25 protein-coding genes are annotated in these 23,956 nt (G+C 68.3%); 19 read left to right on the top strand and 6 right to left on the bottom strand.

The features are described from left to right. Positions 1 to 58 precede the first annotated feature (58 nt). Entirely contained in the window at positions 59 to 667 is a 609-nt protein-coding gene (locus ACIBH2_RS13240) for an NAD-dependent epimerase/dehydratase family protein (protein ID WP_397116623.1), read from the top strand. Here the strand turns inward: ACIBH2_RS13240 and ACIBH2_RS13235 are convergent, their stop codons facing one another. Then, positions 668 to 1,558, bottom strand: a complete 891-nt coding sequence (locus ACIBH2_RS13235; RefSeq protein ID WP_397116621.1) for a LysR family transcriptional regulator — start codon at positions 1,556 to 1,558, stop codon at positions 668 to 670. Between the two features lie 118 nt (positions 1,559 to 1,676). Between ACIBH2_RS13235 and ACIBH2_RS13230 the strand changes: the two genes are divergently transcribed. The 3 genes from ACIBH2_RS13230 to ACIBH2_RS13220 all read left to right on the top strand — a co-directional run bounded on the left by ACIBH2_RS13230 (position 1,677) and on the right by ACIBH2_RS13220 (position 3,232). Continuing rightward, positions 1,677 to 2,177: a nuclear transport factor 2 family protein gene (locus ACIBH2_RS13230; protein ID WP_397116619.1), complete on the top strand. Its 501-nt coding sequence runs from the start codon at positions 1,677 to 1,679 to the stop codon at positions 2,175 to 2,177. Between the two features lie 158 nt (positions 2,178 to 2,335). Next, positions 2,336 to 2,833 (top strand): hypothetical protein, encoded by a 498-nt coding sequence (locus ACIBH2_RS13225; RefSeq protein ID WP_397116617.1) that lies wholly within the window; start codon positions 2,336 to 2,338, stop codon positions 2,831 to 2,833. Positions 2,834 to 2,869: 36 nt separating this feature from the next. Further along, complete coding sequence (locus ACIBH2_RS13220) at positions 2,870 to 3,232, top strand: hypothetical protein (RefSeq protein ID WP_397116615.1); 363 nt, start codon at positions 2,870 to 2,872, stop codon at positions 3,230 to 3,232. Here ACIBH2_RS13220 and ACIBH2_RS13215 read toward each other — a convergent pair. Further along, positions 3,229 to 3,951 carry a VIT family protein gene (locus ACIBH2_RS13215; RefSeq protein ID WP_397116613.1) on the bottom strand — a complete coding sequence of 241 codons (723 nt, stop codon included), beginning with the start codon at positions 3,949 to 3,951 and terminating at the stop codon, positions 3,229 to 3,231. The two genes, ACIBH2_RS13220 and ACIBH2_RS13215, sit on opposite strands and share 4 nt — an antisense overlap. Positions 3,952 to 4,059: 108 nt before the next feature. Here ACIBH2_RS13215 and ACIBH2_RS13210 point away from each other — a divergent pair, with 108 nt between their 5' ends. The 10 genes from ACIBH2_RS13210 to ACIBH2_RS13165 all read left to right on the top strand — a co-directional run bounded on the left by ACIBH2_RS13210 (position 4,060) and on the right by ACIBH2_RS13165 (position 14,007). Beyond that, positions 4,060 to 5,166, top strand: coding sequence for a calcium:proton antiporter (locus ACIBH2_RS13210; RefSeq protein ID WP_397116611.1), 1,107 nt, complete (start codon positions 4,060 to 4,062; stop codon positions 5,164 to 5,166). A 280-nt stretch (positions 5,167 to 5,446) separates the two neighbouring features. Beyond that, complete coding sequence (locus tag ACIBH2_RS13205) at positions 5,447 to 6,319, top strand: ABC transporter permease (RefSeq protein WP_397116609.1); 873 nt, start codon at positions 5,447 to 5,449, stop codon at positions 6,317 to 6,319. A 3-nt stretch (positions 6,320 to 6,322) separates the two neighbouring features. Further along, the gene (locus ACIBH2_RS13200; RefSeq protein ID WP_397116607.1) at positions 6,323 to 7,189 is read left to right on the top strand and encodes an ABC transporter permease; all 867 of its coding nucleotides are present in this window, start codon (positions 6,323 to 6,325) and stop codon (positions 7,187 to 7,189) included. Between the two features lie 3 nt (positions 7,190 to 7,192). After that, positions 7,193 to 8,227 (top strand): MlaD family protein, encoded by a 1,035-nt coding sequence (locus ACIBH2_RS13195; RefSeq protein ID WP_397116605.1) that lies wholly within the window; start codon positions 7,193 to 7,195, stop codon positions 8,225 to 8,227. Beyond that, complete coding sequence (locus tag ACIBH2_RS13190) at positions 8,224 to 9,219, top strand: MlaD family protein (protein ID WP_397116603.1); 996 nt, start codon at positions 8,224 to 8,226, stop codon at positions 9,217 to 9,219. The genes ACIBH2_RS13195 and ACIBH2_RS13190 overlap by 4 nt, the downstream gene beginning before the upstream one ends. Next, positions 9,216 to 10,235, top strand: coding sequence for an MlaD family protein (locus tag ACIBH2_RS13185; protein ID WP_397116601.1), 1,020 nt, complete (start codon positions 9,216 to 9,218; stop codon positions 10,233 to 10,235). The genes ACIBH2_RS13190 and ACIBH2_RS13185 overlap by 4 nt, the downstream gene beginning before the upstream one ends. After that, on the top strand, positions 10,235 to 11,323 hold the full coding sequence (locus ACIBH2_RS13180; RefSeq protein WP_397116599.1) for an MlaD family protein: 1,089 nt from the start codon (positions 10,235 to 10,237) through the stop codon (positions 11,321 to 11,323). The genes ACIBH2_RS13185 and ACIBH2_RS13180 overlap by 1 nt, the downstream gene beginning before the upstream one ends. Next, on the top strand, positions 11,320 to 12,381 hold the full coding sequence (locus ACIBH2_RS13175; protein ID WP_397116597.1) for an MlaD family protein: 1,062 nt from the start codon (positions 11,320 to 11,322) through the stop codon (positions 12,379 to 12,381). Before ACIBH2_RS13180 ends, ACIBH2_RS13175 begins: the two co-directional genes overlap by 4 nt. Then, complete coding sequence (locus ACIBH2_RS13170) at positions 12,378 to 13,334, top strand: MlaD family protein (protein ID WP_397116595.1); 957 nt, start codon at positions 12,378 to 12,380, stop codon at positions 13,332 to 13,334. Before ACIBH2_RS13175 ends, ACIBH2_RS13170 begins: the two co-directional genes overlap by 4 nt. Positions 13,335 to 13,371: 37 nt before the next feature. Then, complete coding sequence (locus ACIBH2_RS13165) at positions 13,372 to 14,007, top strand: hypothetical protein (RefSeq protein ID WP_397116593.1); 636 nt, start codon at positions 13,372 to 13,374, stop codon at positions 14,005 to 14,007. Here the strand turns inward: ACIBH2_RS13165 and ACIBH2_RS13160 are convergent. Beyond that, entirely contained in the window at positions 14,004 to 14,786 is a 783-nt protein-coding gene (locus ACIBH2_RS13160) for an acyl-[acyl-carrier-protein] thioesterase (RefSeq protein ID WP_397116591.1), read from the bottom strand. The two genes, ACIBH2_RS13165 and ACIBH2_RS13160, sit on opposite strands and share 4 nt — an antisense overlap. Positions 14,787 to 14,872: 86 nt before the next feature. Here ACIBH2_RS13160 and ACIBH2_RS13155 point away from each other — a divergent pair, with 86 nt between their 5' ends. Continuing rightward, entirely contained in the window at positions 14,873 to 15,676 is an 804-nt protein-coding gene (locus ACIBH2_RS13155) for a nuclear transport factor 2 family protein (protein WP_397116589.1), read from the top strand. 4 nt (positions 15,677 to 15,680) lie between these two features. Here the strand turns inward: ACIBH2_RS13155 and ACIBH2_RS13150 are convergent, their stop codons facing one another. Next, positions 15,681 to 15,872 carry a hypothetical protein gene (locus tag ACIBH2_RS13150; protein WP_397116587.1) on the bottom strand — a complete coding sequence of 64 codons (192 nt, stop codon included), beginning with the start codon at positions 15,870 to 15,872 and terminating at the stop codon, positions 15,681 to 15,683. Between the two features lie 91 nt (positions 15,873 to 15,963). Then, positions 15,964 to 16,986 carry an AraC family transcriptional regulator gene (locus ACIBH2_RS13145; protein WP_397116585.1) on the bottom strand — a complete coding sequence of 341 codons (1,023 nt, stop codon included), beginning with the start codon at positions 16,984 to 16,986 and terminating at the stop codon, positions 15,964 to 15,966. Positions 16,987 to 17,056: 70 nt separating this feature from the next. Between ACIBH2_RS13145 and ACIBH2_RS13140 the strand changes: the two genes are divergently transcribed. The 3 genes from ACIBH2_RS13140 to ACIBH2_RS13130 all read left to right on the top strand — a co-directional run bounded on the left by ACIBH2_RS13140 (position 17,057) and on the right by ACIBH2_RS13130 (position 19,705). Continuing rightward, a complete protein-coding gene (locus ACIBH2_RS13140) occupies positions 17,057 to 18,577 on the top strand; it encodes a flavin-containing monooxygenase (RefSeq protein ID WP_397116583.1) in 1,521 nt (506 codons plus the stop codon). A gap of 153 nt (positions 18,578 to 18,730) precedes the next feature. Then, positions 18,731 to 19,222: an Rv3235 family protein gene (locus ACIBH2_RS13135; RefSeq protein ID WP_397116581.1), complete on the top strand. Its 492-nt coding sequence runs from the start codon at positions 18,731 to 18,733 to the stop codon at positions 19,220 to 19,222. A 147-nt stretch (positions 19,223 to 19,369) separates the two neighbouring features. Further along, the gene (locus ACIBH2_RS13130; protein WP_397116579.1) at positions 19,370 to 19,705 is read left to right on the top strand and encodes an Lsr2 family protein; all 336 of its coding nucleotides are present in this window, start codon (positions 19,370 to 19,372) and stop codon (positions 19,703 to 19,705) included. Positions 19,706 to 19,784: 79 nt separating this feature from the next. On the opposite strand, the gene ACIBH2_RS13125 is transcribed toward ACIBH2_RS13130, so the two are convergent. After that, positions 19,785 to 23,102 (bottom strand): BTAD domain-containing putative transcriptional regulator, encoded by a 3,318-nt coding sequence (locus ACIBH2_RS13125; RefSeq protein WP_397116577.1) that lies wholly within the window; start codon positions 23,100 to 23,102, stop codon positions 19,785 to 19,787. A 436-nt stretch (positions 23,103 to 23,538) separates the two neighbouring features. Between ACIBH2_RS13125 and ACIBH2_RS13120 the strand changes: the two genes are divergently transcribed. After that, a complete protein-coding gene (locus ACIBH2_RS13120; protein WP_397116575.1) occupies positions 23,539 to 23,847 on the top strand; it encodes a hypothetical protein in 309 nt (102 codons plus the stop codon). Positions 23,848 to 23,956: the final 109 nt, after the last annotated feature.

Raw genomic sequence — 23,956 nt, 5'->3', positions numbered from 1 at the left:
CCATGAACGGCACCGGGGCCGCGCGAGTCGATCGGGACGGTCCCTTATGGTCGGTGACATGCGCATCTTCCTGGCGGGCGCGACGGGCGTCCTCGGTGTTCGGTTGGTACCGCTGCTGGCGGCGGCGGGTTGTGAGGTGGCGGGGATGACCCGCTCGGCGGAGAAGGCGGACGCGCTGGCCGAGGCCGGTGCCACACCGGTCGTCTGCGATGTCTACGACGCCGCGGCGCTCACCGACGCCGTGGTCTCCTACGCCCCCGACATGGTGATGCACCAGCTCACCGATCTGCCCGACGATCCGGCGCTGCTGCCGGAGGGCCGCGCCGCCAATGCCCGCATTCGGGTGGAGGGCACGCGGAATCTGCTGGCCGCGGCCGCGGCGGCGGGCGCCCGGCGCGTGCTGGCGCAGAGCGTGGCGTGGGAGCTGGCCGGTGCAGGGCAGGAGGCCAAGGAGTTCCTGGAGAAGTCGGTCCTCGATATCGGCGGTGTGGTGCTGCGCTACGGCCGGTTCTACGGTCCCGGCACGCACTACCCGGATGATCTGCCCGAGGATCCCCGCATCCACGTCGCCGAGGCGGCGGCGCGCACGGTGCTCGCCCTCGATCTGTCCTCGGGCATCTACGCGGTGCGCGACGACTCGGCCACCGATTTCGAACCGGTGGAGTAGTCACTCTCCGGCGGCGAGCACGGCGGCGCGGGCGAATTCGCGAACGGGTTCGGTCTCGCCGTCCGCGCGCCACAACAGGGCCCACCGCACCGCCGGTGCGTCCCGAATGGGCACATACTCCACGTCGGGGCGGGCGTTGTAGCGCCGCACGTGCGCGCCGACGGGGAAGACGCCCCGGCCCGCGCCGACCAGGGTGAGCAGCTCGTTGTAGGTCGCGGCGGCGGGCCCGGACGGAATCGGCGTGCCGTCGGGAGTCGTTGTGGGCGTGCGGTTCTCACGTACTCCCTCGGGGAGTTCGGGCGGCAGTCGCAGCATGTCCACCCGGGCCAGATCGGCCAGTTCGACGGTGGCGCGCCGGGCGTAGGGATGTCCGGCCGCGACGGCCAACAGCCGTGCCTCCGTCACCAGTTCCGGCCCGGTGGTGATACCCGCGACCGGGAACGGCACCATATCCAGCACGATATCGACCTCGCCCTCGCGCAGCCATGGAATGACTTGTGCCGGTTGGGCTTCGCGCAGCCGCACCGCGCAGTCGGGCAGTCGTTCGCGGAACAGTTCGGCCGCGCGCACCAGCAGCTGTCCGGTCGGTGCGTCCACGAAGGCCACCTCCAGCGTTCCGGCGCGCCCGCGCCCGGTGTCCATGGTGTGCCGCACCGCGGCGGTGATGCGATCCCAGGCCGGGCGCAGTTCGGCGTACAGGTCGCGCCCGGCGGGCGTCGTGCGCACCCGGCGGCTGCTGCGTTCGAACAGCGGAACTCCCAGTCGCCGTTCGAGTTTCGCGATGGTCTGGCTGATGCGCGCCGTCGACACCCGCAGCCGTTCGGCCGTGCGACCGAAATGCAGCTCCTCGGCCAGCGCCAGGAACGCCTCCAATTCGTGCCGCTCCAGCATGCCGCCTCACCTCGATCGTTAATCCTGGATTGACGATCATTGCACAGCGCGTGATTGATACGACCGTCGTGGTGTCGGAGGGTGGACCTGTCGAAACACCGATCCACCAGGAGAAATCATGTACGTCACCGAAGATCGCGCCCTGTCCGCCACCGCCGACGAGGCCATTGTTCGTGAACTGCGCGACCGTGCCGAGATCGTGGACGCCCTGTACCGTTTCGCGCTGGGACAGGATCTTCAGGACAAGGACCTGTTCGCCTCGTCGTTCGCGCTCGACGCCGAACTCGACTTCCAGCCCGCCGCCGCGAAGTGGGGTGGTGCGGCCCCGCTGATGGTCGGCCGGGACTTCATCGTCACCACCATTCTCGACGGCTTCGCCGGGCGGGTGGACACCACGCACCAGGTCACCAATCCGCGCATCGCCATCGACGGCGATACCGCCCGGCTCACCGCACTGGTCGAGGCACAGCACCTGCTCACCGTCGAACACGAGACCTTCGCACTGCTGAAGAACTACTACGACGTCGAACTGGTGCGGGAGGACGGCCGCTGGCTGATGCGGCGGATTCGCATCGACAACGTCTGGTACCAGGGCGAGCCCACCGCCATCTTCGGCTGAGGCCCGCAAATATTGCGCAAATGCGGCGAATAGATACTCAGCTGGAACATTACGCTTACAAGCGCCAACGCCTGTCTTCCGGCAAACCTGTGTAGCGTGCTCGGAGGATGAGCTTTTCGGATTACGGAACTGCTGTTCGGCACCGAGGGAGTTCAGCGATGACAGGCGGCGCGCAGCGCACCGATACCCGCGAGAGCGAGGGCACGCCCGGCGTGTCCGCCTCCGGTGAGGTTCCGGCGCGCGCCGTCGTCCTCGTGGTCACCGTGGCCCTGGCGCTCACCTTCGCGCTGATCGGCGGCAATCCGCTGACCTGGTTCGAGGGCGGCACCCGGGCCGAATCCGACACTCCCGCACCGAGTTCCGAGCAGCGCTCCACGCCCGCCGAGCCGGTGCGCTCGCCCGCCGGAGGACCGCCGCCCCCGGCTCCACCCGTTCCGGCCGCGCCGCCGCCCGCTCCGGAGCCCGCGCCCGCCCCGGCACCGGCCCCGGCTCCCGCGCCCGTCTACGAGGAACCGGCCCCAGCCCCGGCCCCGGAGCCGGAACCCGCTCCGGAGCCCGCGCCACCGCCCCCGCCGCCACCACCGGTACCCGACATTCTGGTGCCGATCCTGCCCTTCCTGGTTCCGCCGCCGCCACCACCGCCGCCCGCCCCGTAGCCCGTTCCGACGACTTCGCATCGAAGGAGTTCAGGTATGGCCGAAGGCAATAGCGAATCCGAGGGGGATATCGATCCGCGCGGTCTCGGCGTGGTCCTGCTCGTCGCGGCGCTCATGGCGCTCGCCGTGGGCGGCGGCATGCTGTTGACCCGCCACGACGACACCCCGCGCGCCGATCCCGCGCCGGTGCGCACCACCGCGCCGGTGCCGACCACCTTTCGGCCGCCGACCAGCGTGCTGCAATTCCCGAGAACCACGGCGCGCGTGCCGGTGGCGCCGCCGGTCGGCCTGGAGAGCCGCCGCGTCGGCGACGACTGTTCCGCCAATGGCATTACGGCGCGTTGGGAATTGACCCCGTACGCGGGCTGGGTCTGTACCCCCGTGTCCGGCGATCGCTAGAGGCCGGAGATATCGGCCAGCTGGCCGATGCCGTAGGTGACGGCCATGGCCAGCGCGCCGCCGAGCACCACGCGCAGCACCGCCCGGCGCGGATTGCTGCCGCCTAGCCGGGCGCTCACCGATCCGGTAATGGCAAGTGCCACAAGCACGGCCACGAAGGTGACCGGTATGCGCGCGGACACCGGCAGCAGCACGATGGCCAGCAGCGGCAGCAGCGCGCCGAGGGTGAAGGAGACGGCCGAGGAGATCGCGGCCTGCCACGGATTGGTGAGTTCCTTGGGGTTCAAACCCAATTCGGCCTCGGCGTGCGCCAGAAAGGCGTCGTGGGCGGTGAGTTCCTCGGCGACCTGGCGGGCGGTCTCCTTGGACAGCCCCTTGGCCTCGTAGATCTGCGCGAGTTCGGCCAGTTCGTAGTCCGGCTCCTCGGCGAGTTCGCGTTTCTCCTTGGCCAACAAGGCTTTCTCGGAATCGCGCTGGGTGCTCACCGAGACGTACTCACCGGCCGCCATGGAGATGGCCCCGGCGGTGAGGCCCGCGATACCGGCGGTGAGGATATTGGCGGTATCGGTGGTGGCGGCCGCGACGCCGATGACCAGACCGGCCGTCGACACGATGCCGTCGTTCGCGCCGAGTACCCCGGCGCGCAGCCAATTCAGCTTGGTGGCGAGCCCTTCGGCGTGCGGCTCGTGCGGATGGGGCTGGGCGTCGGTCTCGTCCACAGTGCGCAGCCTATGCCAGGGGCGCGCGTTCCCCTCGGATCCATGCGCGCGGTCCGTATTGCGAGGTATGCCTCTCCTTGCGGTGGATGCGTCCGGATAGCTGGGACTATGGACGGCATGGTCCGTTACTGTCTCCGCCACTGGTCCACCCTCGTTCCGCTCCTGGCTGCCGTGGTGCTGGCAGTTTCCTGGGGTCGCAGCCCGGGATCGGCCGTGGTGGTGCTGGTATCGGCGGCGCTCATGGGCGCGGTCCTGGCGGCGGTGCATCACGCCGAGGTGGTGGCGCATCGGGTCGGTGAACCGCTCGGCGCGCTGGTGCTCGCGGTGGCGGTGACCATCATCGAGGTGGGGTTGATCGTGACCCTCATGCTCTCCAGCGGCGACAAGGCCGCGTCCCTGGCCCGCGATACCGTCTTCGCGGCCGTCATGATCACCTGCAATGGCATCTTCGGTCTGTCGCTGCTGGTGGCGGCGGCCCGGCGGCGCGTCGCCATCTTCAATGCCGAGGGCACGGGCGCGGCGCTGGCCACGGTGGCCACCCTGGCGACGCTGACCCTGGTGCTGCCCACCTTCACCACGAGCGAACCCGGCCCTGTGTTCTCCGGGGCGCAGCTGGTCTTCGCGGCGGTGGCGTCGCTGGTGCTCTACGGCGTCTTCGTCATGGTGCAGACCATTCGGCACCCGGATGATTTCCGTCCGGTGGAGAACGAGGGCGGCGAGGCGACCGATCTCGACGACGAACACGGTGAACCGCCGACCACGCGCCAGGCCCTCGCCAGCGGCGCGCTCCTGTTGGTGGCGTTGATCGGCGTGGTCGGTCTGGCCAAGGTGGTCTCGCCGTCGATCGAGGAGGGTATCGCCGCCGCGGGTCTGCCGCCGTCGGCGGTCGGTGTCGTCATCGCGCTGCTGGTGCTGCTGCCGGAGACCCTCGCCGCGGTGCGGGCGGCCCGACGCGACCGGGTGCAGATCAGCCTCAATCTCGCGCTCGGCTCGGCCATGGCCAGTATCGGTCTCACCATTCCGGCCATCGCCCTGGTGTCGATCTGGATCGAGGGTCCGCTCATGCTCGGCCTGGGCGCGACGCAGATGGTCTTGCTGGCGCTGACGGTGGTGGTCGGCGCGCTCACGGTCGTTCCCGGCCGCGCGACCCTGTTACAGGGCTGCGTGCATCTGGTGCTCTTCTCCGCCTTCGTTTTCCTCGCCGTCAGCCCCTGACCCGCCCGTCGTGGCGCGAAACCTCGGTTGCTGACAGTTCACTTGCTGCACGTCCGAGGTATTACCGAACCCGCCGCGACGGCTGTGCGCGGCGTTCGCCAGCGGAGTGGCGGAGGTCATAGCGATAGCTGTACCCACTGGTAACAGGTTTCAGTTCTGCTCTCTACGTGCGGCAATGGTCCACTGACCTGCTCGACAGTTTTTCTACCCACTGGTAGCTTGGCGGTCTCGATCACACCGTAACCCGATTTGTTGTAACCGGCCGTAACCATTAGCTTTGATGGCAGGCAGTGTTGCCGATCACGGAGAAGAAGATTTGAAGCTCGAATTACCGAACCAGTCCGCGGCGCGGATCGTTCGCGACAATTTCTCCGGAACCGTCGTGTCCTCGCTGCGCACCTTCGGGCGGGCGGCCGGAATCGCGCAGGAGACCGTCACCGGTGCGGTGGGCGATATCGCGCGCGGGCAGTTCCAGTGGCGCGAGGCCATCATTCAGGCGTGGCGGCTCATCACCGTGACCGCGCTCCCGGCCATTCTCATCGCCATTCCGTTCGGCGTGATCGTCTCGGTGCAGGTCGGCAATATCATTCACACCCTCGGCGCGGATTCGCTGCTGGGCGCGGCGGGCGGTCTGGGCGTCATCAAGCAGGGCGCGCCGCTGGCCACCGGCTTCCTGTTGGGCGGCGCGGGCGCGGCGGCCATTGCCGCCGACCTCGGCGCGCGCACCATTCGCGAGGAGATCGACGCGCTGAACACCATGGGTATCAGCCCGATTCACCGGCTGGTCATCCCACGCATGGTGGCCATGCTCTTCGTGGCCCCGCTGCTGAACATCCTCATCATCTTCGTCGGCGTGCTGGCCGGATACGCGGTCGCGGTCGGCGGGCAGAACGTCACGCCGGGCAGCTACTGGGCGACCTTCGGCTCCTTCGCCACCACCGCCGATGTGTGGATCTCGCTGGTCAAGGCGATCGTCTTCGGATTCCTGGTGGTGGTCATCGCCTGCCAGCGCGGACTGGAGGCCAAGGGCGGCCCGCGCGGCGTGGCCGATGCGGTGAACGCGGCCGTGGTGCTCTCGGTCGTCTCCATCGTGTGCGTGAATCTGGTCGCCACCCAGATCACCGCCATGTTCCTGCCGACGAGGCTCGCCTGACCCATGACGACTTCGACCTACGTCCCCAAGGGACTCGGCTGGTTCGCGCGCTTCTACCGCAAGCGCGGCCTGATTCTGCGGCGCGTGGAGAACCTCGGCTTCGTGCTGGCCTTCGTCTGGCAGGTGCTCTCGTCGATTCCCTTGACGCTGAAGCGCTATCGCGACGAGACCATGCGGGCCATCACCAATATGACCTGGGGTCGCGGCTCCATCATCGTGGGCGGCGGCACGGTGCCGATGATGATCGTGCTCGGCCTGGTCATGGGCGCGTCGGTCGGCGTGGAGTCCTTCGCGACGCTGGACATGCTGGGTATGGGTCCGGTCACCGGCCTGGTCTCGGCCTATGCCACGACGCGTGAGCTGGCTCCGATCGCCGCCGCCATCGGCTTCGCGGCGCAGGCGGGCTGCCGGATGACCGCCGAGATCGGGTCCATGCGCATCTCCGAGGAGATCGACGCCATCGAGTCCCTGGGCCTGCGGTCGGTGCCGTTCGTGGTCACCACCCGCGTGCTCGCGGGCGCGGTGGCCATCATCCCGACCTTCCTGATCGCGCTCATCCTGTCCTACCTGTCCTGTCGAGGGCTCATCACGCTCGTGCACGGGTCGGCGGCGGGCGTCTACGACCATTACTTCTTCCAGTTCGTCACCGGCTTCGACGTGATCGCGGCGGTGGTCAAGGTGGCGATCTTCGCGACCGTGGTCATCCTCATCCACTGCTACTACGGGTTCTTCGCCACCGGCGGCCCCGAGGGTGTGGGCATCGCGTCCGGTAAGGCGGTGCGGGCGAGCTCCGTGGCGATCGTCGCCATCGACATGGTGCTGTCCATCGCGCTGTGGGGCTTCAACTCGGCGATCACGTTCACGGGGTAGGGGATGCCGAACTACGGAATGCCGGGTGTCGCGGTCGACCGCGGCCGGGCCATGAAGGTGGGAGCCGTCGCGCTGGCGGTGGTGGTCGCGGTCGCCGCGGCCTGGTACGGAATCCGGGCCATGCGCTCGGACGAGGGCCTGCGCATCGACCTGCACACCGAGCAGATCGGTGACGGCGTGCTGGAGGGCACCCAGGTGCGCATGAACGGCGTGCTCGTGGGCAAGGTGGCGGCCATCGCGCCCGCCGAGCGCGGCACGCAGCGAATCACCTTGCAGCTGGACGACTCTCGACTGTTCGGTCTCGACGATTCCCTGCTGGTGGACTACGCGCCGCAGAATCTCTTCGGTATCAGCGAGATCGAGTTGCGGCGCGGGCCGGGCGGATCGCCGCTGCGCGCCGGGGCCACCATCGACCTGACGGGCAAGAACTCCGCGGCGGTCTACGACGCCACCATGGGATCGCTGCTGCGCAGTATGTCGCAGGTCGGCGGTTCGGTGCTGACCCCGCAGATGGCCTCGGTCATCGCGCAGGCGGCGGCCGACGTGGAGGCCTTCACCCCGCTGGCGCAGGCCGTCATCGCGGCCTCGCGGACCGTGGTGGACAACCAGAAGATGCCGCCCTCGGAGCTGGTGGGCAATCTCGGCCCCGCCTTCGACGGCGGTGGCCGGTTCGCGGGCGCCGCCGTCGAAGTGGTGGACGTGATTCGCAGTATGCAACGGCTGCAACAGGATCGGGCGGGCTACGACCGAGGCGTCGACCAGGTCGTGAACAAGCTGCTGCCGACGCTGTCGGAGACCTTGGGGCAGGCCGGAACCCAGCTGTCGGGCACCACCGATGTGCTGGCCACGATTCTGTCGGCGCTGGCCCGGATGGTGCCCGCCCCGCAGCAGACCGCCGCGCAGTTGACCGAACTGCTGCAGCGGCTGCGCGCCGCCATGCCCGACAGCGGCAATGGGCCGGTGCTGAATGTCGAAGTGGATCTGCGCGGCGTCCCCGCCGTGGCGGTGCCGCTACTGGGCGCGGGAGGTGGCCGATGAAGGTAGGGGCCGCGGCTTGGCGGCTGGGTGCGTTCGCGGTGGTGATCGTCGCCGTACTGGCGCTGGTCATCCAGCTCATCGAACGACCGGTCGCGGGCGAGACCGAGGCGCACGACGCGCTGTTCACCGATGCCAACGGCCTGAAGGTCGGTGACGACGTGCGCATGTACGGCGTGCAGGTCGGCAAGGTGAAGAGCATCGATCTGGACGGCACCCGGGCGCGAGTTCGGTTGACCGTCAAGGAGGATGCGCCGATCTACGACAACAGCACCCTGGCGATTCGCTACCAGAATCTGACCGGGCAGCGCTACATCGATCTGCAACAGCAGCCCACGCCCGGGGTGCGGCTGTCCGCCGACGCCACCATCGGCGTGGAGCGCACGGTGCCGTCCTTCGATGTCACCAGCCTGTTCAACGGTCTGCGCCCGGTGCTGGCCACCATCTCCCCGGAGGCGCTGAATCAGTTCAGCGCGAGCATGGTCGCGCTCATCGAGGGTGACGGCGGCGGGGTCGGCCCGGCCATGGACGCCATCGGCAAACTGGCCTCCTACGTGGACAACCGGCAGCAGGTCATCGGCACGCTGATCCGCAATATGTCGGAGCTGTCGGACAAGGTCGGCGGCCGCGTGCACTACCTGGTGCCGCTGCTGGCCCGGCTCACCGACATCTTCGAGTCGCTGCGCGCCAATATCGGCGGGCTGGCGCAGTTCGCGGTCACCGCGCCGTCGGTGCTGGCCCCGGTCGATTCGCTGCTGCGCACCCTGGGGCTGGCGCAGGGCAGTGACGTGGAGGCGCTCGTGCAGCGGCTGTTCCCCGATCCGCAGGAGGCGGTGGCGGTGTTCTCGAAACTGCCCAGCGTGCTGGCCGCGGCCGATGCCGCGGTGCCCTCGCCCTCGGGCTGGAAACCGCAGTGCAGCAAGGGAACCGCGGAGTTGCCGGGGCCGATCCAGGTGCTTCTGTCCGGACAGCAGGTGGTCCTGTGCAACGGATGAGACTGCCCCGCTTCCTGACTCGCGACGACCGCGTCATCGACGACGGCACCCGTCAGCGGCGCGAGCTGCGTCGCGGCGTCATCGGCGCGATTCTGCTCGCCATCTGCCTGCTCGGCGTCGGCGCGCTGTACGTGGTGCCCTTCGGAAAGCACACCTACACCGCCGAATTGAGCGAAGCGCAATCGGTGAAGGCCGGTGACGACGTGCGCATCGCCGGTATCTCGGTGGGCGAGGTGGAATCGCTCGAGCTGAAGCCCGACAAGGTCGTCATGAAGTTCACCGTGGACTCCGATGTGTTCATGGGCGATCAGACCTCGCTGGACATCCGCATGCTCACCGTGGTCGGCGGTCACTATGTGGCGGTGTTCCCGGCGGGCGAGAAGCCCTTGGGCGACACCGCGATTCCCACGGATCGGGTGCGCCTGCCCTACAGCCTGGTGCAGACCTTCCAGGATGCCGCCACGCCCTTGCAGAAGATCGACGGTGATTCCCTGCACCGCAATCTGACCGCGCTCGGCGGTTCGCTCGAGGCCGCGCCGGACACCCTGCGCACCACCCTCGACACCGTCGGCACCTATGTGGACGCCCTCAACCGCCAGCGCGATCAGGTCTCCAATGCCATCGCGGTGGCCGACGAGTACGTGCGCATGTACGACGGCGCGAAAACCGATCTCGGTCGCCTGATGGACAATGCCAACATCCTGGTCACCGTGCTGCTGGACAAGCACAGCGAGATGGCCGAGGCCATTCGGCTGCTCAGCGACGTACTGGATCGCGTGGCCGCCCTGGGCCCGGTCTGGAACGACCAGTTGAAGGACAAGATCACCGGCGCGGTGACCGAACTGCGGAACCTCAGCGGGCAGTTCCAGCCGGTGCTCACCTCCGCGCAGAGCCTGCAGGACAAGCTGTCGCAGTTGGTGATTCCCGAGGGCGGCGTCGGGGTGGACCAGTCCGGCCAGACCATCACCGCGCCCAGCGATCCGGTGTGCGTCCCGCTGCCCGGGAAGGACTGCTGATGTTCAAGCGCATGCTCGGCTCGCAGGCGTTCATGTCCGTGGCGGGCGCCGTGCTGGTGGCGGTCCTCGCGGTGGTCGGCTACTTCATCGTGTTCGACCCCATGAAGAAGACGGTCGCCTACACCGCGATCATGCCGGACGCCGTCGGCCTGTACGCGGGCAACAAGGTGACCATGCGCGGCATCCCGGTCGGCACCGTGGATTCCGTCGAGCCGGAGAACGGCAAGGTCACCGTGCGGTTCTCGGTGGACGCGCGGTACCCCGTCTACGCCGATGCCGCCGCTACCACCGTGTCGGATTCCATTGTGGCCGACCGGAATCTGGCGGTGTTGTCCAGCGGCAAGGAACGCGCGCACTGGGATCCGGCCACGCCCATCACGAAAACGCTGACCCCCAAGAGCATTACCGAGACGCTGACTGCGCTCGCCGATCTCTCCGCCGAGATCCAGCAGGCCGACGCGCCCGACGCGCTGGGGCGTGGGCTGTCCGCCCTGGACGCCGCGACCAAGGGGACCGGCCAGGAGATCAACGACATCGTCAACAAACTGGGTGCGGCCATGTCCGCCCCCGATGCCGATATCGCCCATCTCGTGGGCATTTTCGACTCCTTCGCCTCGGTGGCGGAGAAGGTGGAGGCGCACTGGGGCGATCTGCGCAGCATGCTGCTGCGGCTCGCGCCCGCCCTCGATGCCGCCAGCACCGAATTGATCGGTCCCGGTGCGGTATTGATCGATCGGCTCGGCGCGGTGCTGCCCTTGATCAACGATCTCGTGGTGCTCGCCGGTGATCCGATCATGAACGCCCTCAACGACGCCGTGCCGCTGGTGCGCCTGCTGCGCGCCAATGTCGGTTCGCTGGCGGAGGTGGTGCGCAAGATGCCCGCCATCACCGCGGTGGCGCAGGCGGTGACGGACCCGAACGGCGGCATCACCTACGGGTCGCCGCGGGTGGCGCTGCCCACGCCGGAGGCCGAACAGGTCTGCGCCGCGGTCAACGCCGTCTCGCCGGGGCAGTGCCCGGGCGCGGCGAACGGGATGGTCGAGGTTCCTCTGGTTCAGCTCATGCTGGGAATGGCGGGTGCGCGATGAGCCGAAAAGTATTGCGCCGCACCGGTGTCGCCCTGGTGGCGGCCGCGCTGCTGGCGGGCGTCGGCGGCTGCGGGTTCGACCCGTCCTCGGTGCCCATGCCGGGTACCACGGTGTCGGGCCCGACCTACAAGATCCATATCGAATTCGACAATGTGCTGAATCTGCCCGCCAAGGCGAAGGTCATCGCCAATGGCGCGCTGGTCGGCACGGTCGACGGGGTGCGCGTGGTCGACGCCGCCGACGCGCCCGCCGGTCGCGGCGGCTTCGTGGTGGTGGACGCCGATATCTCCACCTCGGTCAAACTGCCCGCCACCACCGTGGCCGAGCTGCGGCAGAACACCGTGCTCGGCGATATCCACCTGGCCCTCACCACGCCGCCGACGGGTTTCGACTCCCTGCTCGGCGACGGCGGCACCATCCCCATCGACCGCACCCGCCCGCCGGTGCAGCTCGAGGACACCATGGCCGCGCTGGCCGCCTTCACCCAGGGCGGGGCCGTCAACCAGTTGCAGGACATCATCCACCGGTTCAATGCCGTGCTGCCGCAGGATCCCAAGGAGACCCAGCGCATCGCCCAGGTGCTCGCCGCCGACGCCGTCGATCTGGCCGCGAACCTGGACCAGGTGGACCTGCTGCTCAACGGTCTGGGCACCAATGCCCAAGTGCTGCACGACAAGATGGGCTTCCTCGACCACGAGCTGAGCCAGGAGTCGGTCGATCAGATGAACGGCATCGCGCACTCCATCGACGGGGTGGCCGGGCTGTTCACCGCGCTCGGGCAGTTGGGCACCTCGCTCACCTGGCTCGCGCCGATCGCGACCTCCGGTGACGCCGCCGCGCAAGCCTTCGTGCCGCTGGCGGTGTCGGGCAGTCCGCTGGACCTGTCCGCGCCCGGAAACCTGAACATGCTCATCGCCCTGTTGCGGGACAAGGTGATTCCGTTCTTCGAGCGGGGCGCGAAGGTGAATGTCACGGGCGTCCGGACGGATGCGGTCTCCACCGACGATCAGGTCGACCGGATGGTCTCCACGCTGCGCATGATCGGAGCCGTGCGATGAAATGGGGCGCACTGGCCTCGCTGACCGGTATCGGTGTCGTCACCGTGGTCGGCGCGAGCTATCTGACCTTCGGCGTGGTGCGCGCCGATCCGTGGGCCGAGTTCACCCACGCCTCCATGGTGCTGCCGAATTCCGGTTCGCTGGAGGTGGGTTCGCCGATTCTGCTGACCGGGATCGAGGTCGGCGAGGTGACCTCGGTGCAGGGCACCGCCGCGGGGGTGGAGGTGGCCTTCCGACTCGACGCCGACCGCAAGGTGCCCAGTGACAGCGTGGTCACCATCGAACATCTCTCGGCCCTGGGCGAACCGTATGTGGAGTTCCGGCCCACCGGCAGCGGTGGCCCGTACCTGACCGACGGCCAGCGCCTCGACGCCTCGAAAGTGCAACCGCCGCTGTCCATTCCGGAGGTCGCCCGGCTGGTCACCAAGGTCATGAACCAGCTCGACCCGGAGGTGGTCGGCTCGCTGGTGGACACCGTCGGCAAATCCTTCCTCGGCACCGACAGCGCCATGCCGTCGCTCGAGCGCGCCGGTGATCTGCTCGCCGCCGCCATCATGAGCCGCGAACCCAAGATCGCCTCGCTGCTGAACAGCTTCCAGGCCGCCGCCTCCGATATGGCGGGCATGGGTCCGGCCACCGCCGCCGCGGCCCCCGCCTTCGTGGAGTTCTCGCACGCTCTGACGCAGCTCACCGAGGCGGTCGGTAGACTGGTCGACGGCCAGCCCGGCCCGCAGGACTACGTCGCGGATGATGGGCTCGCCTCCTTCCTGGCCCGGCTCTCCGAGTGGTTGCAACAGGTCGGACCAGAATTGAAGACCCTCGCACCCGCCCTGCAACCGTTGGCCGATGCCGCGCGCAGTACGGGACCGCAGCTCGATATCAGCAGCCTCATCGCGCAGGCCCTCGCCGCCACCGGCGACGATGCCGTGCGGGTGCGGGTGAACGTCAAGTAGTGCCGTCACAGTTAGTGCAGTAACAAGGAGGAAGCGGATGTCCGAGGACACCCAACCGAAGCGGGCAGTCGACGCGGAGGCCGACGCTGCCTCCGTGAACCTGGGCAAGAACCAGGAAGCACCTACCCCGGAGGCACCCGCCCCGGCCCCGCGCAAGACGGTGTCGCTGCCGCTGTCCACGCTGGTGGCCGCGGTCGTGGCCGTCCTGGCGATCGGCGCGACCGCCGTCACCACCGGCCTCTGGCTGAACGCGCGCGGCGAGCTCGACGACCAGAACGCCAAGATCGCCACCGAGCAGCGCGCCGAACAGGTCGCCACCGACTACGCCCTGGGCGCGTCGAACATCAATTTCGCCGATCTCGGCGCGTGGCAGGGCCGTCTCAAGGCCAATACCACCGACAAGCTGGCCACCCAGTTCGACGCCGCGGCCCCCAAGCTCAACGAGGCGCTGACTGTGCTGAAGTGGACCTCCAGCGCGACCCCGGTCGCCGCCAAGGTGGTCAACCGCGACGGCGACTCCTACGTGGTCGATGTCTTCCTCGATGTCACCAGCACCAATGCTCAGAATCCGCAGGGTGTGAAGACCACCGTCACCTACACCGTGACCGTCAACCCGGACGGTTGGAAGGTGGCCGACGTCGGCGGTATGGACCTGGCCCTGCCCAAGCGCTAGTCCAGGCGGCTGATCCGGGCCAGCGTGCGGGCCGTGCCGTCCACCTCGAGTTGCAGGTCCAGCCCGGCGGCGTCGCGCCGGGTGCGGATCGACACGTCGTCCGCGCCCATGACCGCGCCGACATGTTCGACAATGGCGCGGTAGGGCGCTTTCCCCAGCTCGGGGTGCACCGCGAGGCCCTCCTCCACCGCCTCCCAGTGCACCGCGTTGTTGACATGCCCCAGCCGGTCCACGTCGGTGACCCGCAGCGGGAACGGGCGCGCCTCGCCGTCGTCGGCGGGAGTGATGGGGCGCAGGGCGGCCTGCCACCGCAGGCGGTGCTCGGTGGTGACGGCGAGCATCGGCTCCATGAACCGATCGGTCATGCGTGCCGGGCGCGCCGCCTCGGGATCCACATTGATGAGGAACTGCTCGGCCTCGATCAATCCGCCGCGGTCGCTCTCGATCGAAATGCGCGCGGTGAACCAGCGATTCGACATGGCCGACGGCCAGCGCCGCAGCGTCACGTTCTCACCGAAGGCGATCGGCCGCACCACGTCGATGATGGTGCGCCGCACCAGCCAGGCCAGATGCAGGTGCCCGTCCTCGGCCGCGAGCAGCTGCTCGTATCCGATATCCATGGCGTAGCGCGCGATGGCGTCGAGGCGCAGGCGCTCCTCGCCGTCGGTATCGCCCAGCCGCACCGGCCAACTCACCGTGTACGCGGCGGGCGCGTCCGGACAGGGCGGCAGCGGGAATCCGATATCGGCCGGTTGGAGCGTACTGCTTGCCGTGCCCATCAGCGCTTTCCCTTCGTCTGCGGTGGCCCGAAGCCCTTGCCGCGCACGGTATCATCGCCCCGCCGCAACAACCGTGGAGGAGAGTCGTGTCCGCGAATCCAACTGCCGCCGAACTGCTGGCGACCGTCGAGGCCTCACCCAAGGCGGTTGCCGCCCACGACCGGACGGCCTGGGTGGACCTGTTCGCGGAGGGGGCGACCGTCGAGGATCCGGTGGGGTCGCGGCCGCATACGGGGCGCGCCGCCCTGGAACGGTTCTACGACACCTTCATCGCACCCAACGACATCGCCTTCGTCGTCGACCACGATGTGGTCAGCGCGATGACGGTGTTCCGGGATCTGACCATCGAGACCACCATGTCCACCGGTGTCACGCTGCCGGTGCCCATGCATCTGCGCTACGACGTGGTCGACCGGGACGGACAGCTGAAAATCCATGCGCTGCGGGCGCATTGGGAGCTGCCCGGCATGATCGCGCAGCTGCTCGGCGCGGGCGTTCCCGGGCTGCTGGCCGGAGTGAAGCTGGGGCCGCAGCTGATCGGGAATCAGGGTATCGGCGGGGCGCTGGGGTTCATGGGCGCCATGCGCGGTGTCGGCACGTCCGGCAAACAGGCGGCGGCGCGCCTGCTCGAGGCGGCCGGGCGCGGTGACACGGCCGGGGTGCGTGCGGTGCTGGCCCCGGTGGCGCGGCTGGAATGGCATGCGGGCCATGCCATGTCGGTGGAGGACTTCGTCACCCGCGCGGCGCGGCTGCGGTGGCGCAAACTCATCGCCGCCGGGCGCACCGTGACCGCCACCGTCGAAACCGGCGACGCGCGGGGGATCGCCCAACTCGATTTCGCCGAGCGCGGCAATCGGATTCAGGCGGTGCGCCTCGTCGTTCCGGATTGATCGGCTATCTCGCGTCCGCGCCGACGATTTCGGCGACGGCGTCGGAGCGGCTGAGATTGCTGCCCCCGGCGGTCCCGACGACCTTGCCGTGCACCGTGATCAGCCACTGGCCACAGACACAGCGCACATAGTTCACGCTGCGGTGGGTCGAGACGGCGGAGGTGGGCGAGGGCCAGGAGCAGGAGGGGCATTTCACCCTTCCCATCCTTATCGGAAAACTTCCAGCAACGATCGGCGACACGCATCACTGCTCGAACTGTGTTGGTAAAAGCCCTGTTTGTCCGATCTCACGGGAGCGGTGCGCGATTTCCACTGCGCCGCACCGCCGTCGGCGTCAGCCCCCACCAGCGACGACAGCAGCGGGTGAGGGTCGCCTGCTCGGCGAGCCCGAGCAGTGCGGCCACCTGACTCATCGGCATATCGGTGGTGGTCAGATACCGCCGCGCCTCCGCGCGCCGCACCTCGTCCAGGATCTCGGCGAAGGTGGCGCCCTCGGCCGCCAGCCGCCGCTGCAGGGTGCGCGGATGTACGGTCAAAAGCCGTGCCACCGCCCCGATTTCGGGTGTGGTGGTACCGAGCAACCGCTGGACGGCGGTGCGCACCCGGGGCGCGACATCGGCGGCGGCCCCGCCGGTCAGCTCCGCCAGAAAGGCCATGGCGAGGCGGTGCAGATTCTCGTCGCCGCCCGAGAGCGGCACGGTGGCAAGGTGACTCGGCACGCGCAGCAGCGCGGCGGAGCGTTCGACCCGCACCGGCGCGCCGAAGAACTCCTCGTACACCGAGATCGGTGCGGGCGGCCGATAGGGCAGCTCCACCGACCGCAGGCCGTAGCGGTCCGTCGCGAGGCGCTGCAGGATGGTGTGGTGCACGAAGGCCAGTCCCAGGTCCGTACCCTGCACCGGAGTGGGCGTACTCGGCGGCACCCCGTAACGCAGTGCCACGACGCCGCGTTCGCCGTACGGGTCCGGCTCCAGGGTCAGGCTCAGCGCTCGGGCGTGCACGAACAGATAGCGCGAGGCGCACTCCACCACATCGGCGAGGGTCGGGGAGTTGCCGATGGCCAGCGCCAGCGGGCCGAGCATGGCCAGATCCTGGCGGCGTGAAATGCGCAGACCCAGGTCGGGACAGCGCAATCGATGCGCCGCCAACTCCAGCACCGCGCCCATGGTGTAGTCGGAGACCAGTAGATCGTCGGTGTCCAGCGCGGCCACCGGCAGCCCGCAGGCGAGCGCGAACTCCTCGGCATTGCCGCCGAGCTCCGCCACGGTGGCGCGGAATCCGCGCAGGCCCGCGGACCTGATGACCGACATGTCGTACAGAATCAAATACTTGTCGCTTAGAGTCAAGAACACTACCGGGACCGCCGACAGACTGGAGAGCATGAGCGAGCAGGCCGCCACCACCCCAGAGCATCTCGATGTCGTCATTGTCGGGGCCGGATTGTCCGGTATCGGCGCGGCCTACCGCCTCCAGGCCGAACATCCGGGCCGCAGCTACGCGGTGCTCGAGGCGCGCGATGCCCTCGGCGGCACCTGGGATCTGTTCCGCTATCCCGGCATTCGCTCCGATTCGGATATGTTCACCCTCGGCTACCCGTTCAAGCCGTGGCGCGACGCCAAATCCATTGCCGACGGCCCCGCCATCCTGCGCTACATCACCGAGACCGCTACCGAGAACGGTATCGACCGGCATATTCGCTTCGGCACCAAAGTCGTTGCGGCCGAATGGGACAGCGCCACCGCGCGCTGGACGCTCACCGTGGAGCAGCGCACCGCCGCGGGTGTCGAGCGGCGCGCGCTGACCTGCGGCTTCCTCTACTCCTGCTCCGGCTATTACAACTACGACCAGGGGCACAATCCCGAATTCCCCGGTATCGGCGACTTCTCCGGCACCGTCGTGCATCCGCAGTTCTGGCCCGAGGACCTCGATTACGCCGAAAAGAAGGTCGTGGTCATCGGCAGTGGGGCGACGGCCGTGACGCTGGTTCCGGCCATGGCCGACCAGGCCGAGCACGTCACCATGCTGCAGCGCAGCCCCACCTGGATCTCGGCGGTCCCCGGCCGCGACAAAGTCGCCGACCGCCTGCGCGAACTGCTGCCGCCGAATCTGGCGCACCGCGCCATCCGCACCAAGAACATTCTGTTCAATATCGGCTTCTACCAGTACTGCCGTCGTCGCCCGGAGGCCGCCCGCAAACTCCTCACCGGACTCACCACGCGAATCCTGAAGGACGAGAAGCAGGTCGCCGAGCACTTCACCCCCAGCTACAACCCGTGGGACCAGCGCCTGTGCGCCGTGCCCGACGCGGACTTCTTCAAGGCCATGCGCAAGGGTAAGGCCGAGGTGGTCACCGACCACATCGAAACCTTTGTGCCCGAAGGTATTCGGCTGAAGTCGGGTCGAGTTCTCGAGGCCGATGTCGTGATCACCGCCACGGGGCTGCAACTGCTCGCCTTCGGCGGCATCGACCTCGTGGTGGACGGCGCGCCCGTGCGCCTGAACGACCAGTTCGTCTGGCAGGGCACCATGCTCACCGGCGTCCCCAATTTCGCGGTCTGCATCGGCTACACCAATGCCTCCTGGACCCTGCGCGCCGACCTCACCTCCCGGCTGGTCTGCAAGATCCTCACCCATATGGATCGCAAGGGCTTCTCGGCGGTGGTCCCGCAGCCCACGCGCGAGTTGGCGCAGCGCCCGCTGTTGGACCTCGCCTCCGGCTATATCCAGCGCTCGATCGCCGATTTCCCGCGCCAGGGCGACCGCCACCCGTGGACCGTGCGGCAGAACTACCTGCTCGACGCCGCCACCACCATGCGCACCGACCTGAGCAAAACCCTGCGCCCGGTTCCGGCCGGGCGGCCCGCGGCGGATGCGAATCAGCCCGCGGCGGCGGCCGTCTGATACCGCGCTGGCAATTCGAGGTGCGGTAAGCCCAAGGCGCGGCGCGTCACGCGCGGGCGCGCCAGCAGGGCTTATCGCGCCGCTCGCGTCGTGCCATGCTGGCGAATCGAATCGCGGGGGAATCGATCGGTGAATTGCGGGGGAGTGGGGGGTATGGCATTTCGCGGGCACTACTTGTCTCCGGCTCCGAACCTCGAGCCGCCGGTGTCCCCGTGCTGTGCGCGGCGGGTGGGCCGGAATGCCGCGCGGCGGTCGCGGGGCAGCGCGCTGCAAAGGCTGGCACATGCCGCGCATCCGGAAATTCCGGCAATCGAACACGAAGTGTGCGAGCAGGCTCGGAAATTCGCTTGGCGTACCACACGGGTGGCGTTGGAAGTGCTCGATGGCCGCCGCCCGCCCGCACAACTGGCCGCGGTGGCCGACACCGGGGTGGTCGCGGCGGTGCGCACCCTGGTGGCCGCCGGGCTCGTCCCCGGTCGCGGGCTGGGTACGGCCGTGTTGACCAGGGCCGATGTGGTCATGGTGGAAACGGCGAAAGCGGAGGTCTGCGGCTCCTACGATCGCGGTGCGCGGCATTTCGCACTCGCCGCCCGTATTGCCCTCGGTCGTCACGGATGGCGGATGACCGCATTCCGGATCCGCTGATCGCCCGGGAAGTCCGCATCGCGCCCGTTCCGGTAATAGCAGAAAAGCCTGACAGGACCGAATTGGATTCGTGGCTGGTTTGAATTCTGTGTGTTCCGGGCATAGCATTTCCGGCGAAAAGCGGGCAACAACGTGAAAGGGCAGTCCATGGCGAAGAAAGTCACCGTGACTCTGGTCGACGACTACGACGGCGAATCGAAGGCCGACGAAACCGTCTATTTTTCGCTGGACGGCATGGACTACGAGATCGACTTGTCGATGAAGAACGCGGGCAAGCTGCGCGAGGTGATCGAGCCGTGGGCGGAGAAGGCCCGCAAGGTCGGCCGCGCCAAGCGCAAGGTCGGCAGCGGCAAGACCCGTCCCGCGGTCGACCGCGAGGAGAGCACCGCCATTCGTGAATGGGCGCGCGCTCAGGGCCACCAGGTGTCCTCGCGCGGTCGCATCCCGGCGGAAATCGTCGACGCGTACCACAAGGCGAAGTAGCACTGCGTATCTCGGCGAGCGCCGGTGTCCCACCGCGGGGCACCGGCGTTCGCCATATCGCCACCCCGCGGGTGCCGAGCTATCGACGCGTGGACTCGGTGCCGACGGTTCGGGGCAGCGGCTGCCAGGGCGGCGTCGCGCGGAGTTCGGTGCGGGCGCGCTCGAGCAATCGGCGGGCCCGCTCGGCGTGCGCGACCGCCGCGTCGTGGTCGCCGAGCGCGACGGCCAGGCTGGCCAGCACGGCATCCAAGGGGCCGTAGGCGCTGATGCCCGATTCGGATCCGACGATGGTGCCCGCATGCGGTGCGAGGTAGTCGTACATATCGCGAATGGTGTCGTCATCGTCGAATTGGATGGCCGCGGCGGCCCGGAAGACCGACATCATGACCGGATAGACACCGTCACCGGGCGGCTTCGCCCGGTCGTAGACCTCGCGGGCCAGTTCGCGATTTCCGGCGTGCACCAGGGCGATCGAGTAGATGTGCGACAGCAGATCCGGCAGCTCCGCGTAGCACTGCGCGATCCGGGGCACCATGCCGGAGAGATCACCGCGCGCCCAGCCGACCGCGAGACCACCGGTCAGCGCGGCGACGGCGGCATTCGTCAGGCCGGAATGCGTTATGCGCGTCTGGAATTCCTCGAACAACTCCTCGGCCCGGTCGATCTCGCCGCGCAGCAGTTCCATACACGCCCAGGCGCAGCAGGCGATATCGAGCAGCGGCTGGAGTTGGCCCTCGTCGGCGTATTCGATGGCGAGGGTGGCCTGCTGATCGGCCTCCAGGAGATCACCGGAGGCGAAGGCGCTCCGAAACAGGAGATGATGGGCCACCGCCCGGTATTCCACGAATCCCGCACCGGCCGCGATGGTTTCGAGTTCGGCGGCCAGTCCCGCCTGTCCGGCGTCGCGGTCGAAGTTCAGATGGGTCGCGGCATTGATGGCCGCGCAGAGCAGTTCGGGATCGTCCTGGGCGCGGGCCAGTTCCAGCGCCTCTCGGGTCAGTTGGGTGTAGCTGGCGCGGTCGCTCACATCGATCTCGAAAGCGGCCGCGATGAGTAGTCGAACGCGCATCGCGCCGGTCGCGGTCTCGAGTAGTCGCCACAGCGCGTCGAGGAAGGGCCGATTGTGTTCGCGCCATTCGCGAATCGGCCAGATGACCGGTGCGCGCCAGCAGGTGAGCGCCTGCGCGATCAGTTCGTCGTCACCGATGCGCTCGGCCAGCGCCAGGGCTTCGGCGCGCGCCAGCAGCGCCTCGCGTTGTCGCCCGTCGTAGGCGAGCGCGGTGACCAGCGCGCAGCGCGCGTCCAGGAGCGCGACGCGGTCGCGGTACTCGGCGTGCTCGCCGTCGTGTCCGGCCAGTTCGTGGAGGTCGATGGCCGAGCGCACCAGGCGCGCCGCCGCGCCGCGCAGCCCGAGATCCATCCGGTCGCGCGCCGCCGCCTGCACGTATTCGATGGCGTGCCGGGCGGTGTCGGCGCTCGCGCCGAGAATGGCGTGGCGGGCCAGCTCCTCGGGTTCGCGCGGTGCGCCGGAGGCGGGCAGCGGCTGCTTCTCCAGGATCTCGAGCGCCGACCAGTGCATGCGCACCCGCCGCAGCGAGGGAATGCCGTGATAGACGGTGTCCTGAATCAGCGTGTGGTCGAAGGTGATTCGGCCCGCGCGGTCGGTGCGCACCAACCCGGCCGTCTCCGCGGCGGCCACCAGATCGATGAGCGCGTCCTCGGGTATGCCGCTGGCCAGACCCAGCAGCGGCAGATCCACCCCATTGCCCCAGACCGAGATGTGCTGCAGCACTTCGGTGACGCCCCACGGCAGCCGCGCGATCCGGCTGTCGATGAGCTCCCGGACCGATTCGGGCACCTCGTCGGGATCGCCGCCCGCGGCCAGCGAGCGGGCCACCTCCCGCACGAAGAGGGGATTGCCACCGGTTCGCCGGTGCAATCTGTCGACCTGGGCATCATCGAGCTCCGTGAGCCCGGCGGCGCGAGCCGCCGCCCGGGTGCCCGCGCGGTCCAGGCCGGTGAGTTCGAGCCAGGCGGCGGTGTGCTGCGCCAAAGAGGCGGCGGCGGTGTGGGTTTCGGGCGCCGATTCGGAGTGCCGTTTGGTGGCCAGTATCAGTACCGGCTCGTCGCGCAGCCAGTTCGCCACCTGTCGCAGCACCTGCAGGGTCGCGGTATCGGCGCGGTGGATGTCCTCGAGCAGCAGTGCGACGGGCGTCTCGGCCTGGCCGCAGAGCTGAGCCACCGTGCGCGACAGCGTGAATGGGTCGACGGGGGTCTCGGCGACCGCGCTGTGGCCGAGGTCGGCGACGATCTCCGACCAGGCCCAGGCCATGGGCGCGCCGTCCACCTCCGGGCACCCGCCGACCGCCGTCGTCCACCCCGTGCTCTTCAGCTGTGCCACAGCCGATTCCGCCAGCGTGGTCTTCCCGGTACCCGCCTCACCGGCGATCCAGACCAGTCGCAGGCGTCCGGCCCGCGCGGCCTCGGCGACCGTGAGCAGTTCGGTGATCTCCTCGACATAGTCGGTGGCGCAGTCGATCTCGAGGCGCGGACGGTCCGCGGAGCCCTCGATGTCGAGGCCGCCGGGCGCGACCACCGGCAGCCCGCCCGGAAAGGTCAGATCCGCGGAGTGATTGAGTATCGCCGACTCCAGTCCGCGCAGCGCCGGACCCGGATCCACCCCGAATTCCTCACCGAGGAATTCCCGGCTGCGGCGAATGGTGGCAAGTGCCTCCAATTGCTGACCGAGCTGATACTGCCCCAGGGCCAGCAGCCGCGCGATTTCCTCCCGACCGGGATGTTCGTCGAACAACTGCCGCAATTCGATGACCACATCACCGGGCCGGTGCAGATCGAGTTTGGCCTGGGCATCCAGTTCGGCGGCGGTGAGTCGTAGATCGGTGAGCCGATTCGCTTCGGCGGCAGCCCATTCCGACTCGGCGAACGCCTCCAGGGCAGGTCCGTTCCAGGTGGCGAGCGCGTTTTCCAACAGGCGGCTGCGCTCGGCGGGATCGGACGCATACTGGTCGGTCCCTCGCAGTTCCTGGTGTGCACGCAGGAGTTCCTCGAAGTGCCAGGCGTCCACCGCATCCGGCGGCAGATTCAGTGCGTAGCCATTGGATTCGGAGACAATGAAACGAGATGGCGCGCGGCGCGGGCGATCCGGTTCGAAGAGGCGGCGCAGATTGTGGATATGGACCTGCAGCACGGTCGCCGCTTTCGGCGGCGGCTGTCCGGCCCAGAGATCCTCGATGAGCCGCTCGGTGCTGACGGCCTGCCCCCGCGCCACGATGAGGCGGCCGAGCACGGCGCGTTGCATGGGGGTGCCGAGCGGTACCTCCTGCCCGTCGATGGACATGTGCAGGGGGCCGAGCACCCTGACGTGTGGTCCTGCCATCGACACCCCTCCTCGGCCGGGCGGGCGGACTGGTCAGTTCGCCTCAAAAGAGGACTATCATCCCACAATTCGATGATGCCAAAAGTATGCTGAATAGTTGCCGAATGGTTATCGGATTTTCGAGCGTGTTGAATCGCATCGAAATGTGCCGTGATCAGCGCTGATGGGCTCGAAATGTCGATAGTGGTCTGATATAAGATCGTTCGCTTGCCAAACGATTGCTCGAGTAGGCATGTGAGCACGTCTGCGCACCGCGCGCGACATCTATGACCTGGATCACAAAATGTCAATTTTGTGAAATGATCCGGGAGTGTGCACAACCAAATTCTCCAATCGCATTACTTTTCCGGCTCTGCCCGGAATCCGACTGGAAGTGAATCGGAAGAACCCTGCAGAATAATTCCATCAGGAAGTATTCATAGGAGGTTGGTAGCGAATGTTGACTCGAATCGAGTGGTTGTCCGGCGGCGAAGTGATCAGGGATCAGGCAATGCCCGCGGTGGAGCCCGAGATCGTCGGCTTCTATCTGGACCGTGACGGCGATATCTGGGAGCGGCGGCCCGAGGGTTGGCGGTTGATTCTCCAGCGCGGCGTCGCCGTCGATCTGGATTCCGTCTGGGAGTGGGCCGAGGGCCATGTGCGTGATTACGCGCCGTTCACCCTGGTGCACGGGGACGCCTACGCCGCGCGCATGGCGGCGATCGCCTTCCCGACCGCGCGGCCGACCGGCGACCACGACAGCTAGCCCGAACGCACCTGGCTGCGGGATGTTTGCTGCCCGGGGGTACGTTGGGTCGGGAAGCGTCACCATCCGTATCCGGCGTGCCGGACCGGCGCGCCCGCCGATGCAGCGA

Source organism: Nocardia sp. NPDC050406 (assembly GCF_044459025.1).
GTDB lineage: Bacteria > Actinomycetota > Actinomycetes > Mycobacteriales > Mycobacteriaceae > Nocardia.
Note: the sequence above shows the minus strand (reverse complement) of the source record. Positions and strands in the feature narration are given on the sequence as shown.